Here is a 12,507-nt window from a genome sequence, read left to right on the forward strand (position 1 = left end):
ATGGAGTCCTACGCCACCGCCGAACAGATCTGGGCCGGCGGGCTGATCTTCGCCCGGGTCGGCGCGATCCTGATGACCATTCCCGGCATTGGTGAATCCTATGTGCCGCCGCGCGTGCGCCTGTCGCTGGCCCTGCTGCTGTCGCTGGTCATGTGGCCGCTGGTGGCGGGAACCCTGCCGGCCCTGCCGCCGACCCTGGGCGGCATGGTGGGCTGGATCATCCGCGAGGTGGCGACCGGTCTGGCCATCGGCGTCATCCTGCGCAGCTTCATGACGGCCCTGGTCACGGCGGGCGAGATCATCTCGCAGCAGACGACCCTGGGGTTCGCCCAGACCGCCAACCCCTTGCAGGCCTCGCCGGGTTCGACCCTTTCGGCCTTCCTGATGCTGCTGGGGGTGACGCTGATCTTCGCCACCAACACCCACCACCTGTTCATCGCCGGCATCCTGGGCTCCTACGAGGCCATATCGCCCGCCAAGCCGATGATCACGTCCGACTTCGCCGCCATGGCGGTCAGAACCCTGAGCCAGAGCTTCATGCTGGGCGTCCAGCTGTCGGCCCCGGTCCTGGTCTTCGCCCTGATCTTCAACCTGGCCTCGGGTCTGATCGCGCGGGTCATGCCGGCGTTCCAGGTCTATTTCGCCGCCGCCCCGCTCAGCGTCCTGCTGGGGCTTTCGATCTTCGCGCTGAGCCTCGGCGTGCTGGGGACCATCTTCATCGACCGCTATCGCGCCCTGGCGCGGGTGTTCACGGGAGGGAGCCTTGGCTGAAGGTTCCGATCCCGAGTCCAAAACCGAAGAGGCCACCCCGCGAAAGCTTGAGGAGGCCCGCAAGAAGGGGGATGTCGCCAAGTCGCCGGACGTCGCGTCGGCCATGTCGCTGGCCGGAGCGACGGCGGTCCTGCTGATCGGCGGCGGCTATTTCTCGCAGCAGATGGCCGAGGACATGCTGCCCTTCCTGGCCGAGCCCCACGCCATGATCGGCGGGCTGGAGGCCGGCGCGGGTCTGGAGATCGGCATGCGCGCGGTCTGGGCGGTGACGCCCTTCCTGGCGGCGCTGATGCTGGCGGTCATTGTCGGCGGCGTGGGCGGCAACCTGTTCCAGTCGGGCTTCATGTTCACCGCCGAGAAGATCAAGCCCAAGTGGTCGGCGGTCAGTCCCCTGTCCGGCTTCAAGCGCCTCTTCGGGCCGGACGGCATCGTTCAGTTCATCAAGACCTTTCTCAAGCTGGTCGCCATCGGGGCCGTCTGCTGGCAGGTGCTGAAGCCGCACACGCGCGAGCTGGAGAACCTGGCCGCCATGAGCCCGGCCATGATCCTGCCCTTCGCCCGCGACCTGGCGGCGGCCCTTATGATCTCGGCCCTGATCTTCCTGGCCTTCACCGCCGGCGCCGACTTCATCTGGCAGAAGTTCCGCTTCGCCAAGCGGATGCGGATGACCAAGGAAGAAACCAAGGAAGACTACAAGCAGACTGAGGGCGACCCCCACATCAAGGGCAAGCTGCGGCAGATCCGCATGCAGCGCAGCCGCCAGCGCATGATGCAGGCCGTGCCCGGCGCCACGGTCGTCATCACCAACCCGACCCACTACTCTGTGGCCCTGCGCTACGAGCCGGATCAAGGCGACGGCGCCCCGACCTGTGTGGCCAAGGGCGTGGATGCGGTGGCTCTGCGCATCCGGGAGCTGGCCAGGGAGAGCGGCGTGCCCATCGTCGAGAACGTGCCCCTGGCCCGCGCCCTCTATGCGACGGTCGAGGTGGACGAGGTCATCCCGCGCGAACATTTCGAGGCGGCGGCCAAGGTGATCGGCTTCGTCATGCAGAGCCGGAAACGGCGGTGAGGACGGGGCCGAAGCGCTGCGCCTCTCCCTCCCCTTCATGGGGAGGGTGGCTGACGCCTCGCGTCAGACGGGTGGGGGCGGCATGGCTGATCAAGCGCTGCGTCCGTTTCGCCAAGCCCTCCCCACCCGGTCGCTGCGCGACCACCCTCCCCGAACGGGGAGGGAGAGGCGTCCCGTTAGGGTGCTGGAACGAGCTTCGATATGCTGACCACCACTGATTCGCGCGGGCGAGGCGCCATGACCGTTTCCAAGACCAAAGCAGCGGCGACTCGCCGTCCGACCTTTGATCCGCTTCTGGTGGTGATGGCCCTGGGCTTCGCCCTGGCGGTCGCCGCCATGGTCTATCCGGCCTTTCGCGCCAACGCCTTCACGGCGCCCGGCCTGATCCTGATCTTCGCGGCCGGGGCCACGGCCCTGATCTGGCTGTTCGCCTTCGGCCGCGCCGAGGTGCGTCGCGCCAACGGCGACACGGCGGTCGAGATGCTGGACGCCATGGCGGAGCCCGCCGCCCTGGTCTGGCCGTCCGGTCAGGTCCTGGCCTACAACGGCGCCTGGGCCGAGGAGAACGGCGCCGTCACCGCCCTTCCGCGCGGCAAGTCGGCCCAGGCCCTCTACATGGCCTTCGCCCAGGCGCGCGAAGGCCATCAGGGCCGCGCCATCGTCCAGATCGGCGCGCGCGAGATCGAGGTCCTGATCGGTCAGGCGGGGCAGGGGCGTTTCCTGGTGCGCGCCGCCCCGGACGCCGTCCTGCCGGTGCCGCAGACCGCGCCCGTGGTCGCCCCCGCCAAGGTCAGCGGCGAGGCCCGCGCCATGGCCGCCGGCGCGCCCTTCGGCTCGACCGTCATCGCCGGCGACGACCTGTTCGCGGGCAAGGCCGAGGATTCCAACGCGGCGCTGGCCGTCCTAACCGGCCCCGCCGCCTCGGGCGACGCCGCCTTCGGCCACCTGTTCGACCTGGCGGGCGTGACCGAGGCCAGGACCAAGCTGGCCGCCGGGTCTTCGGGGCCGATCGAGCTGGTGGCGCGCGCCTATCCCGACCGCCACCTGCACCTCTATGTCGCCCCGGAAGGCGACAAGCGCCGCGTCTGGCTGTTCGACGTCTCGTCGCAGAAGTCGATGGAGCTGCAGCTGTCGCAGGCCCAGAAGATGCAGGCCGTGGGCCAGCTGGCCGGCGGCGTGGCCCACGATTTCAACAACCTGCTGACCGCCATCCAGATGCAGCTGTCCGAGCTGCTGGAGCGGCATCCCGTCGGCGACCCCTCCTATGACGGCCTGAACCAGATCCGCCAGACCGGCATCCGCGCCGCCGATCTGGTCAGGAAGCTGCTGGCCTTCTCGCGCAAGTCCACGGTGCGGCGCGAGCGTCTGGACCTGGGCGAACTGGTCGGCGAGTTCGCCGTCCTGCTGCGCCGCCTGCTGCGCGAGGACGTGCGGCTGGAAACCGACTACGGCCGCGACATGCCCCTGGTCCTGGCTGACAAGAGCCAGCTGGAAACCGCCGTCATGAACCTGGCCGTCAACGCCCGCGACGCCATGCGCGGCGTGGTCGAGCCGGGTGCGGGCGTGGTCACGATTCGGACCCGCCGCCTGACCGAGGCTCAGGCCCGCGACCTGGGCTGGCGCGAGGCTGCGGGCGAAACCGCCCTGATCGAGGTGTCCGACACCGGCCCCGGCGTGCCGCCCGACCTGCTGGACAAGATCTTCGAGCCCTTCTTCACCACCAAGGCGGTCAACGAGGGCACCGGCATGGGTCTGGCCACCGTCTATGGCATCGTCCAGCAGGCGGGCGGGCACATCAGCGTGAGCAATCTGGAGGGCGCCGGCGCCGCCTTCCGCATCTTCCTGCCCGCCGCCTCGGCCGAGGAGCTGGTCGCCGCCCCGGTGGTCGAAAAGGCGGTCAAGGCCGCCCCGCGCGACCTGTCGGGCGCCGGCCGCATCCTGTTCGTCGAGGACGAGGCCGCCGTGCGCGGCATCGCCGCCCGCCTGCTGCGCCAGCGCGGCTATGAGGTGATCGAGGCCTGCGACGGCGAGGAGGCCCTGATCCTCGCCGAGGAATGGGCGGGCCAGATCGACATGATGATCTCGGACGTCATCATGCCGGGGCTGGACGGTCCGTCCCTGCTGAGAAAGGCGCGGCCCTTCCTCGGCGACGCCCCGGTCATGTTCATCTCGGGCTATGCCGAGAGCGACTTCTCGGACCTGTTGCAGGACGAGACTGGCGTCTCCTTCCTGCCCAAGCCGCTGGACATCAAGACCCTGGCTGAACGCGTGAAGCAGGAACTGCACGCAGGCTGATACTCCTCTTTCCTCCTCATGAAATGGGGAGGAAAGGGGGCAGGCCGTTGGACATCAAGACCTTGGCCGTGAAGCAGGACCTCCACGCGGGCTTGATGACGCCACGCCGTCATCCCCGGGCTGCGCAGCAGAACCCGCGACCCTGGCGGCGGATTTCAAGCCCCGCCCGCATCAGGTCCAGACGCCTGGGGCCCGGCTCTTCGCTTCGCTACGGCCGGGATGACGGCGTGCTTTCGGGTCGGTAGTCATGTTCGCAAATCGACCCATTGCGGACATTGGTGAAGGTCATGGGTTTAAGCTATCCTGAAATTCGAGAGTGCGGGGGGCTGCCTTTTGAAGTTATCAATCTTCGGCCTGGCCATGGCGGCGGTGATCGCGCCAGCCTTCACCATGGGTTTGGGTTCGATATTCTTGTGGGCGTTCGACACCCTACCGTACATCGTCAGCATGGACGGCTCGCCAGCCGCTACACGACAGCTACTCGGTTACACCTCGTTTGGGCGTGAATTATGGAGCAGTTTCGGTAGGCTTCTCTACGACGTATTCCTGGGGCCTCTCTTGTCGGTGCCTTTTGGGTTTATCGGCGCAGCTATCTTCCTTGCCCCATCTTTCGCGATTGCGAGCCTGAGGGATGACAGCCGAAGCTACATGGTCGCAGGGGGGCTATCCGGCGCAGCCCATGCCGCTGCGGGGATCATACTTGGGCCTCTACTGCTGGGTTCATACGGAGGGTTGGCCTTAGTGCTAGGCTTCACGCCGTACGGGTTCCGTCAAATTGCGGCAGTGACAACGGCAGTAAGCGCACCTGCGGCTGGCATTCTAGCGGGCTATCTCTATGGCAGATTGGTGAGGCGGACCTCCGCATAGAGCGTCCGCTTTCCACCCTCAGCTGACATTCGCCGCAGCCGCTTTTGACGCTCAACCTCCAAAGCGCGGGCGGGAACGGCCCGGGGGCTGAAGCGCGTGGCGCCCGAAATCCGGCTAGGTGTCGCCGCCAGCGCGGGTTCGCTCCACGGTCGTGGTGGTTTCACCATTGGGCCGGGTGGTGGTGGTTGTCGTCGTGGTGCGCTGCCACAGGGTGCAGTCCATGGTCGAACCGCCGCCCGGTTGCGGCGTGGTTCGGCATTGGGCGGTGGAGGCTGCGGCGTCCGCCGCGCGCAAGGACTCCGTCACACCGGTCGAGCAGGCGGACAGCGTCAGTCCGGTCGTCAAGATGATGCACAGTCTCAGCACGAGGACGCCCCTGTCGAACACGCCAGGCAGTCTGCCTGTCCGGGCGCGCCGCACAAGGGTCAGAGACTATCTTCGCGCCGCCTGATCGGACGAAAAGGGTCGGCTAGACCCTCATGTCGAAATGGCGCGGCTCGCCGCTGCGGCGTTCGCGGGCGGCTTCGTGAAGGGTGTCGGCCAGATCCAGCAGCTGGTGCCGACGCAGGCGGGGGATGATCTCCAGCAGTTGCAACCGCAGGGACTCGGCTTCGGCGTCGCTCAGGGGCGCGGACTTGCGGAGGGATCGCGAGGGCATGTCCTCCTCCTTTCCGAACAGTGTTGGCGATAGGGGGCTGGGGAGGAACAGCCGTCTGGACCGTCCAGTTCCAGATCAGGGCGTTTTCGGCAAAAAACCGAACAAACTCCGGCCTAAAGGCTTGGGTCTTTCGCGCGCGGCCCTAGATAGGGTGCAGAAGACTCGAAAACCCCCAAGAGGAAGCTCCCCATGGCCTTCACCCTGCCCCCGCTGCCCTACGCCTATGACGCGCTGGAACCGGCCATCGACAAGGAGACGATGACCTTCCACCACGACAAGCACCATCAGACCTATGTCGACAACCTGAACAAGGCCGTGGACGCCGACGTCTCGTTGCAGGGCAAGTCGCTGGAAGAGCTGTTCGCCACCATGTCGAAACTGCCCAAGGCGGTGCGCAACAACGGCGGCGGCCACTGGAACCACAGCCTGTTCTGGGAACTGCTGGCCCCGGCCGATCAGGCGGGCGAGCCCTCGGCCGAGCTGGCCGCCAAGATCGACGCCGAACTGGGCGGTCTGGACAAGTTCAAGGCCGACTTCGACGCCGCCGGCGCCGGCCAGTTCGGCTCGGGCTGGGCCTGGCTGATCCTGCAGGACGGCAAGCTGAAGGTCACCTCGACCCCGAACCAGGACAACCCGCTGATGGACGTGGCCGATGAGAAGGGCGCCGTCCTTCTGGCCGCCGACGTCTGGGAGCACGCCTACTACCTCAAGTATCAGAACCGCCGCGTCGACTACCTCAAGGCCTTCTGGTCGGTGGTGAACTGGAACAAGGTCAACGAGCTGTACGAAGCCGCCAAGGGCTGAAACGCCCGTCTGGCTTGACTCTGGAGGGCCGGGCCTTCATAAGCCCGCCCTTCTCGCATCGGGTTCCGGCCCGAGGCGCAGATTGACTACGGACGATGCGTGGACCGCCGTTGAGATCGCCGCTCCAATCGGGGAGGGGCCGGGCCGCATCAGCATGAAGAGTGACTTATGTCCAAGCGCCATAGCGCCAAGTACAAACTCGATCGGGTCATGGGTGAAAACCTGTGGGGCCGCGCCAAGTCTCCGGTCAACAAGCGCTCGTACGGCCCCGGCCAGCACGGTCAGCGCCGCAAGTCGAAAGTCTCGGACTTCGGCCTGCAACTGAAGGCCAAGCAGAAGCTCAAGGGCTACTACGGCAACATCACCGAGAAGCAATTCTCGGCCATCTATGATGAAGCCGGCCGCCGCAAGGGCAACACCTCGGAAAACCTGATCGGCCTGCTGGAATCGCGTCTGGACGCCATCGTCTACCGCGCCAAGTTCGTCCCGACCGTCTGGGCCGCTCGCCAGTTCGTCAGCCACGGCCACGTGACCGTCGACGGCAAGAAGGTCGACATCGGTTCGTACCGCGTCAAGCCGGGCCAGGTTGTCGAGATCAAGGAAAAGTCGCGCAGCATGGCTCTGGTGCTTGAAGCCCAGCAGTCGTCGGAACGCGACATCCCCGATTACCTGGAACAGGGTGATCGCGGCTTCTCGATCCGTTACGTGCGCGTTCCCGAACTGTCGGACGTGCCGTACCCGGTCAAGATGGAACCGAACCTGGTCGTCGAATACTACTCGTCCTGATTTCAGGCGTTCGACGATAGAGTTGATGGAAGCCCCGGTGAGAACCGGGGCTTCTTTCTTATTCAGGATCGCTGTTCCCTTGGGGAAAGAAGCAGCGCATTCTGCACGGGCGGACAGGGGTCCGCTCCGGAAGGCCGAGATGAGACGAACCATCGCCCTTTGCGCCGTCGCCGCCGTCGCCCTTTCGGGGGCAGCCTGCGCCACGACGTCCGGCGATCCGGCGGTGCGCACGGCGGACATGCCGGGCCAGCTGGAGCCCATTCACGCCGCCGCCTTTACGCGCGACACGGCGGTTTTCTGGGTCAGCTCGAACGGCTGCACCAGCAAGGCTGACGTCAAACCCTTCATCACGCGGCTGCGCGACAGCGCCGTCATCACCCTGCGCCGGGTGGACGAGGACCAGTGCAGCCAGCCGCGATCCGACGGGGTGCAGCTGCAATGGAGCTTCGAGGAGCTGGGCCTGCCGCCCGGCGCCGAGGTGTCGGTCAACAACCCCTATATGATGCGCCCGGAAGACAAGCCGAAAGAGGCGTCCTGACCCCCGGTGTCACGGCAAGGCTTTGTTAGCCATTTAAGACGACCACGGATTAAGGATTGGGGCTCTAGGGAAAGGGTCGTTTCAGTATCCTTCCCCCCAGGATCCCATGCGTCTCGTCGATTGCCTGACCACCGCCCATAATCCGGCGCTGGTCGCCCTGGCCGCTCTTGTCTGCGTGCTGGGAAGCTGGATCACCATCAGCCTGCTGAAGCGGGTCCGCAGCACGCGGGCCGGCGCGCGCATCGCCTGGGTCTTCCTGGGCGCCGTCGCCGGCGGCGCCACGGTCTGGTGCACTCATTTCGTCGCCATGATCGCCTATGAGCCCGGCGTTCTCGTCACCTATGAGCCGGGCCTGACGGGCGTGTCGCTGCTGGTGGCCATCGCAGGGTCGGGGGCGGCCCTGCTGCTGGCCGCGCAAAGGCTGCGCGGGGCGGCGATCATGGGCGGCCTGCTGTTCGGCCTGAGCGTGGCCAGCATGCACTTTATCGGCATGGCGGCGTTCGCCGTGGATGCGGTGATCCATTGGTCGAGCGCCTATGTCGTCGCCGCCGTGGCGGGCTCCCTGCTGTTCGGCGCCCTGTCCTTCCGCCTGGCGGACAAGGCCGCCGACGCGCGGGGGCGCTGGCTGGCCATCGTCTGCATGGTCCTGGGCATCGTGATCCTGCACTTCACCGCCATGTCGGCCATGATCATCCTGCCCTTTGCGCCGCTGGACGGCGCCCTGACGGGAAATGACGCCCACCAGGCCATCGCCATCGGCGTCGCGGGCGTGGGCCTGCTGGTCCTGGGCGCCGGCGCCGCCAGCTATGCGCTGGACAGCCAGTCGCGCGGTCAGGCCGAGGTGCGGCTGCAGCACCTGATCGAAGGCAGCGTCGACGGCATGGCGGTCGAGCGCGACGGCGTCATCGTCGCCCTGAACGGCGCCCTGACCGCCCTGATCGGCGTCGAGCGCGAGGCCCTGATCGGCCAGAGCCTGTCCGACTGGGCCGAAGACGCCGCGCGCCTGGCCGACGGGGACATGGTGCAGTCGTCGTTGAAGACGGTCTCGGGCGAGGTCCTGCCGGTCGAACTGTCGGCCAAGCATGACCACGTCAGCGAGGGGGCGGTCATGATCTACGCCGTGCGCGACCTGCGCGCCCGCCAGGCCCAGGAGCGCCGCATCGCCCATCTGGCGCGCAACGACAGCCTGACGGGCCTGCCCAACCGCGCCTCCTTCCTCGAACGTCTGAACCGCCAGACGGCGACCATCAAGCCGGGACAGACCCTGGCCCTGTTCGCCCTCGACCTGAACCGGTTCAAGGAGGTCAACGACCTCTACGGCCACGCCGTCGGCGACCAGCTGCTGTGTCGGATTTCGGATCAGTTGCGCGACGCCCTGAAGGAGGGCGAGTTCGTCGCCCGGCAGGGCGGCGACGAGTTCGTGGCCATGGCCCCGGTGGCCTCACGCGCCGAGGCCCAGGCCGTTGCCGAGCGGCTTCGCGCGGCCGTGGTTCGTCCCGTGACCATCGACCACGCCGACCTGTCCTGCGGGGCCAGCATCGGCGTCTCGCTCTGGCCCCAGGACGCCGACGACCTGTCGACCCTGATCAACAACGCCGACCTGGCCATGTACCGCGCCAAGGGGTCGCTGACGGTCGACATCTGCTTCTACGAGGCCGACATGGATCAGGCCGTCCGCGCCCGGCGCCGCGTCACCCAGGCCCTGCGCGAGGCCTTGGACAACGAGCAGTTCCAGCTCCACTATCAGGTCCAGGCCTCGGTCGAGACCGGCAAGGCCACCGGCTATGAGGTCCTGCTGCGCTGGAGGGACGAGACCGGCCGCAACATTCCGCCGTCGGACTTCATCCCCGTGGCCGAAGAGACCGGCCTGATCCTGCCGATCGGCGAATGGGTGCTGCGTCAGGCCTGCAAGCAGGCCGCCGCCTGGGCCGAGCCCCATCGCATCGCGGTCAATCTGTCGCCGGTGCAACTGGGTCATGTCGACCTGCCGCGTCTGGTGCAGCAGGTCCTGGCGGAGACGGGCCTGGCGGCCTCGCGGCTGGAGCTGGAGATCACCGAGACGGCCATGATCAGCGACATGGAGCGGACGACCCATGTGCTGCGTCAGCTGAAGGCGCTGGGCGTCACCATCGCCATGGACGACTTCGGCACCGGCTATTCGTCGTTGTCGACCCTTCGGGCCTTCCCCTTCGACAAGATCAAGCTGGACCGCTCCTTCATGACCGAGCTGGACGGCGAGGCGCCGCAGTCGCGGGCCATCATCCGCGCTGTCCTGACCATTGGCGAAAGCCTGTCGATCCCGGTTCTGGCCGAGGGCGTGGAGACGCCGGAACAGCTGGCCTTCCTGCGGGCCCAGGGCTGCAACGAGGTGCAGGGCTACCTGCTGGGCCGACCTCAGCCCGAGGCCGACGCCCTGTCCAACGGCGCCGCCGTGACCGCGGCGACGCCGTCAGGTCCGGCTCAGGCGGCGACGGAATCGTCCGCCAGGGCCCTGGCCGCCGCATAGCCGGGCCAGTGCGCCGCGCCGGCCCGTTCGTACTGGACGGGCAGGCCCTCCGACTGGCCCAGGGCGACGGCGGCGTGGTGGCCCCAGTTGGGATCGTCCAGCACGGCGCGGGCCACGGCGATCAGATCGGCCTTGCCCTGAACCAGCAGGTCCTCGGCCTGTTGCGGGGTGACGATCATGCCCACGGCCATGACATTGGCCTCAGGCGTCGCCGCCTTGACCGCCTCGGCGAAGGCGACCTGATAGTTGGGCTGGTCGCCGGGGATGCGGGCCGTGGCGACATTGCCGCCGCTGGTCAGGTGCAGATAGTCATAGCCCATGGCGTGCAGGGCGGCGCCGAATGCGGCGGCCTCGTCCGGGGTGATGCCGCCTTCGGTCCAGTCCGAGCCGTTGAAGCGGACGCCGAGCGCCTTGTTCCGGGGCCAGGCGTCGCGCAGGGCCTGGGCCACCCGCAGCGGGAAGCGCATCCGGTTTTCCAGCGAGCCGCCGAACGCATCGGTCCGTTCGTTCGACAGCGGCGACAGGAACTGGGTCAGCAGATAGCCGTGGGCGGCGTGCAGCTCGACCAGATCGAACCCGGCCCGGTCGGCGCGTTTCGCTGACTCGACAAAGGCCTCGACCACCCTGTCCATGCCCGCCTGGTCCAGGGCCGTCGGCGTGTGCCAGTCGGCCTTGAAGGCCTGGGCCGAGGCGGAGAAGGTCTCCCACGCCTTGTCGGCGGGGGCGGGGCCGCCCCGGTCGATCCACGGCGGATTGGTCGAGGCCTTGCGGCCCGCGTGGGCCAGCTGGACGCCGATGGGGGTGTCGGAATAGGTGCGGATGTGGCGGATGATCTTCGCAAAGGCGGCTTCCTGCGCGTCGTTCCACAGGCCGGTGTCGGCCCAGGAGATGCGGCCCGCCGCCTCGACCCCCGTCGCCTCGATCACCACCAGGCCGGCGCCCGACAGGGCCATGCGACCGATGTGCTGGGCGTGCCAGGGCTGGGGAAGGCCGTCCACGGCCGAATACTGGCACATGGGGGCGACGACGATGCGGTTCTTCAGCGTCAGCGGCCCGACGGCGCGCGGGGTGAACAGCAGGCTCATGCAGAGGTCTTTCGATGGTCCCGGGGAGGTGGGCGACACAGTAGCTATGGCTGTGGCGGTTTCGTTCAACCCCCGCCTTTCCGATTATTCACGTGATACGGAACGGCGACGCTGGCAGTTTGCGGCCAGCCAAGAAGGGGAACACCTATGCGCCGTCTCATCATCGCTCTCGCCGTCGCCGCCGTCGCCGCGCCCATGCTCTCGGGCTGCATCATCATCGCCAGCGACAAGCCGACCACCCGCGTCATCCACTCGTCGCCCGCCGAGGCCAACTGATGCGTCTGGCAGCCGTCGCGGCCTTCGCCCTGCTGCCGCTGCTGGGCGGCTGCGTCATCTATTCGAGCGAGGGCGGGGAGCGGAAGGTCAACATCAACGCCGCCAACCAGGTCGCCGTTCAGACCGAAGTCCTGGAAGCCGTCCGCAAGGTCGACTTCGACGGTCAGCGTCTGAGCGTCGTGGTCGGCTCGAACGGCTGCACCGAGGCCTCCAGCTTCGAGGTCAAGATCAAGGATACAGATCCGACCGAGCTCAGCTTGATCCGCCGCGCGCCTGACCTGTGCAAGGCGATCGTCCGCGAAGGCGTGACCGTCAGCTGGACCTACGCCGAACTGGGCCTGGAATCGGGCGCTGCGGTGCGCGTGCTGAACCCGATCAGTTTGTAGGCCTTGCTCTTTCCTCCCTGTTGCGCAGCAATGGGGAGGGGGACCACGAAGTGGTGGAGGGGGCGACGCTGTGGCTGACAGCATAAGCTACGAACGGGCGCGTCGTATGCGACGTGCTTTGACGCCGCCGGAAGCTCAGCTTTGGTTGCTACTCAAGGGGCGCAAGCTCGATGGGCTGAAGTTTCGCAAACAGCATCCTGTCGGTCCCTACATCCTCGACTTTTACTGCGCCGAGGCGAGGCTGGCCGTTGAGGTGGACGGCATGGTCCACGGCGACCCCGATCAGGCGCGTCATGACGCCAGGCGTACGGCGTGGTTTGCGGGGCGAGGGATCGCCGTGCTCCGGGTTCAAGCCAGCGATGTGCGCGGCGAGATAGAGGGCGTGTTGAATGCCATCAGGGGCGTGGTGCTGGAGCGGCTGACGTAGCGCCGCCCCCTCCGTCACGTCGCTATTGCGACGCGCCAC

Annotated in this window: 13 protein-coding genes; 10 read left to right on the top strand and 3 right to left on the bottom strand. The window is 67.3% G+C overall.

Features of this window, described 5'->3' with window-relative positions:
* From fliR to cckA, 3 genes are all read left to right on the top strand, one after another.
* Window positions 1-771, top strand: coding sequence for a flagellar biosynthetic protein FliR (gene fliR / locus ACOZBP_RS12480; RefSeq protein WP_422676755.1), 771 nt, complete (start codon window positions 1-3; stop codon window positions 769-771).
* On the top strand, window positions 764-1,840 hold the full coding sequence (gene flhB, locus ACOZBP_RS12485) for a flagellar biosynthesis protein FlhB (RefSeq protein WP_422676756.1): 1,077 nt from the start codon (window positions 764-766) through the stop codon (window positions 1,838-1,840). Before fliR ends, flhB begins: the two co-directional genes overlap by 8 nt.
* A gap of 237 nt (window positions 1,841-2,077) precedes the next feature.
* Entirely contained in the window at window positions 2,078-4,135 is a 2,058-nt protein-coding gene (cckA, locus tag ACOZBP_RS12490) for a cell cycle histidine kinase CckA (RefSeq protein WP_422676757.1), read from the top strand.
* A gap of 981 nt (window positions 4,136-5,116) precedes the next feature.
* On the opposite strand, the gene ACOZBP_RS12495 is transcribed toward cckA, so the two are convergent.
* Window positions 5,117-5,347, bottom strand: coding sequence for a hypothetical protein (locus tag ACOZBP_RS12495; protein ID WP_422676758.1), 231 nt, complete (start codon window positions 5,345-5,347; stop codon window positions 5,117-5,119).
* A 124-nt stretch (window positions 5,348-5,471) separates the two neighbouring features.
* Window positions 5,472-5,660: a hypothetical protein gene (locus ACOZBP_RS12500; RefSeq protein WP_422676759.1), complete on the bottom strand. Its 189-nt coding sequence runs from the start codon at window positions 5,658-5,660 to the stop codon at window positions 5,472-5,474.
* A gap of 189 nt (window positions 5,661-5,849) precedes the next feature.
* On the opposite strand from ACOZBP_RS12500, the gene ACOZBP_RS12505 reads away from it, so the two are divergent.
* The 4 genes from ACOZBP_RS12505 to ACOZBP_RS12520 all read left to right on the top strand — a co-directional run bounded on the left by ACOZBP_RS12505 (window position 5,850) and on the right by ACOZBP_RS12520 (window position 10,294).
* Complete coding sequence (locus ACOZBP_RS12505) at window positions 5,850-6,464, top strand: superoxide dismutase (RefSeq protein WP_422676760.1); 615 nt, start codon at window positions 5,850-5,852, stop codon at window positions 6,462-6,464.
* A 168-nt stretch (window positions 6,465-6,632) separates the two neighbouring features.
* On the top strand, window positions 6,633-7,250 hold the full coding sequence (gene rpsD, locus ACOZBP_RS12510) for a 30S ribosomal protein S4 (RefSeq protein WP_292032585.1): 618 nt from the start codon (window positions 6,633-6,635) through the stop codon (window positions 7,248-7,250).
* Between the two features lie 139 nt (window positions 7,251-7,389).
* A complete protein-coding gene (locus tag ACOZBP_RS12515; RefSeq protein WP_422676761.1) occupies window positions 7,390-7,788 on the top strand; it encodes a hypothetical protein in 399 nt (132 codons plus the stop codon).
* 106 nt (window positions 7,789-7,894) lie between these two features.
* Window positions 7,895-10,294, top strand: coding sequence for a bifunctional diguanylate cyclase/phosphodiesterase (locus ACOZBP_RS12520; RefSeq protein ID WP_422676762.1), 2,400 nt, complete (start codon window positions 7,895-7,897; stop codon window positions 10,292-10,294).
* On the opposite strand, the gene ACOZBP_RS12525 is transcribed toward ACOZBP_RS12520, so the two are convergent.
* Entirely contained in the window at window positions 10,249-11,379 is a 1,131-nt protein-coding gene (locus ACOZBP_RS12525; protein ID WP_422676763.1) for an NADH:flavin oxidoreductase/NADH oxidase, read from the bottom strand. The genes ACOZBP_RS12520 and ACOZBP_RS12525 overlap by 46 nt on opposite strands.
* Before the next feature lie 147 nt (window positions 11,380-11,526).
* Here ACOZBP_RS12525 and ACOZBP_RS12530 point away from each other — a divergent pair, with 147 nt between their 5' ends.
* The 3 genes from ACOZBP_RS12530 to ACOZBP_RS12540 all read left to right on the top strand — a co-directional run bounded on the left by ACOZBP_RS12530 (window position 11,527) and on the right by ACOZBP_RS12540 (window position 12,468).
* The gene (locus ACOZBP_RS12530; protein ID WP_422676764.1) at window positions 11,527-11,655 is read left to right on the top strand and encodes a hypothetical protein; all 129 of its coding nucleotides are present in this window, start codon (window positions 11,527-11,529) and stop codon (window positions 11,653-11,655) included.
* A complete protein-coding gene (locus tag ACOZBP_RS12535; RefSeq protein WP_422676765.1) occupies window positions 11,655-12,041 on the top strand; it encodes a hypothetical protein in 387 nt (128 codons plus the stop codon). Before ACOZBP_RS12530 ends, ACOZBP_RS12535 begins: the two co-directional genes overlap by 1 nt.
* Window positions 12,042-12,111: 70 nt before the next feature.
* Window positions 12,112-12,468 carry an endonuclease domain-containing protein gene (locus tag ACOZBP_RS12540; protein ID WP_422676766.1) on the top strand — a complete coding sequence of 119 codons (357 nt, stop codon included), beginning with the start codon at window positions 12,112-12,114 and terminating at the stop codon, window positions 12,466-12,468.
* Window positions 12,469-12,507 lie beyond the last annotated feature (39 nt).

Source organism: Brevundimonas sp. NPDC058933 (genome assembly GCF_049315965.1).
Lineage (GTDB): Bacteria > Pseudomonadota > Alphaproteobacteria > Caulobacterales > Caulobacteraceae > Brevundimonas.

Bases quoted from the DNA above. Each gene is read 5' to 3' on its own strand.
- fliR (WP_422676755.1), top strand. From the start codon at position 1: ATGGAGTCCTACGCCACCGCCGAACAGATCTGGGCCGGCGGGCTGATC.
- cckA (WP_422676757.1), top strand. From the start codon at position 2,078: ATGACCGTTTCCAAGACCAAAGCAGCGGCGACTCGCCGTCCGACCTTT.
- ACOZBP_RS12500 (WP_422676759.1), bottom strand. From the start codon at position 5,660: ATGCCCTCGCGATCCCTCCGCAAGTCCGCGCCCCTGAGCGACGCCGAA.
- ACOZBP_RS12505 (WP_422676760.1), top strand. From the start codon at position 5,850: ATGGCCTTCACCCTGCCCCCGCTGCCCTACGCCTATGACGCGCTGGAA.
- rpsD (WP_292032585.1), top strand. From the start codon at position 6,633: ATGTCCAAGCGCCATAGCGCCAAGTACAAACTCGATCGGGTCATGGGT.
- ACOZBP_RS12515 (WP_422676761.1), top strand. From the start codon at position 7,390: ATGAGACGAACCATCGCCCTTTGCGCCGTCGCCGCCGTCGCCCTTTCG.
- ACOZBP_RS12520 (WP_422676762.1), top strand. From the start codon at position 7,895: ATGCGTCTCGTCGATTGCCTGACCACCGCCCATAATCCGGCGCTGGTC.
- ACOZBP_RS12525 (WP_422676763.1), bottom strand. From the start codon at position 11,379: ATGAGCCTGCTGTTCACCCCGCGCGCCGTCGGGCCGCTGACGCTGAAG.
- ACOZBP_RS12530 (WP_422676764.1), top strand. From the start codon at position 11,527: ATGCGCCGTCTCATCATCGCTCTCGCCGTCGCCGCCGTCGCCGCGCCC.
- ACOZBP_RS12535 (WP_422676765.1), top strand. From the start codon at position 11,655: ATGCGTCTGGCAGCCGTCGCGGCCTTCGCCCTGCTGCCGCTGCTGGGC.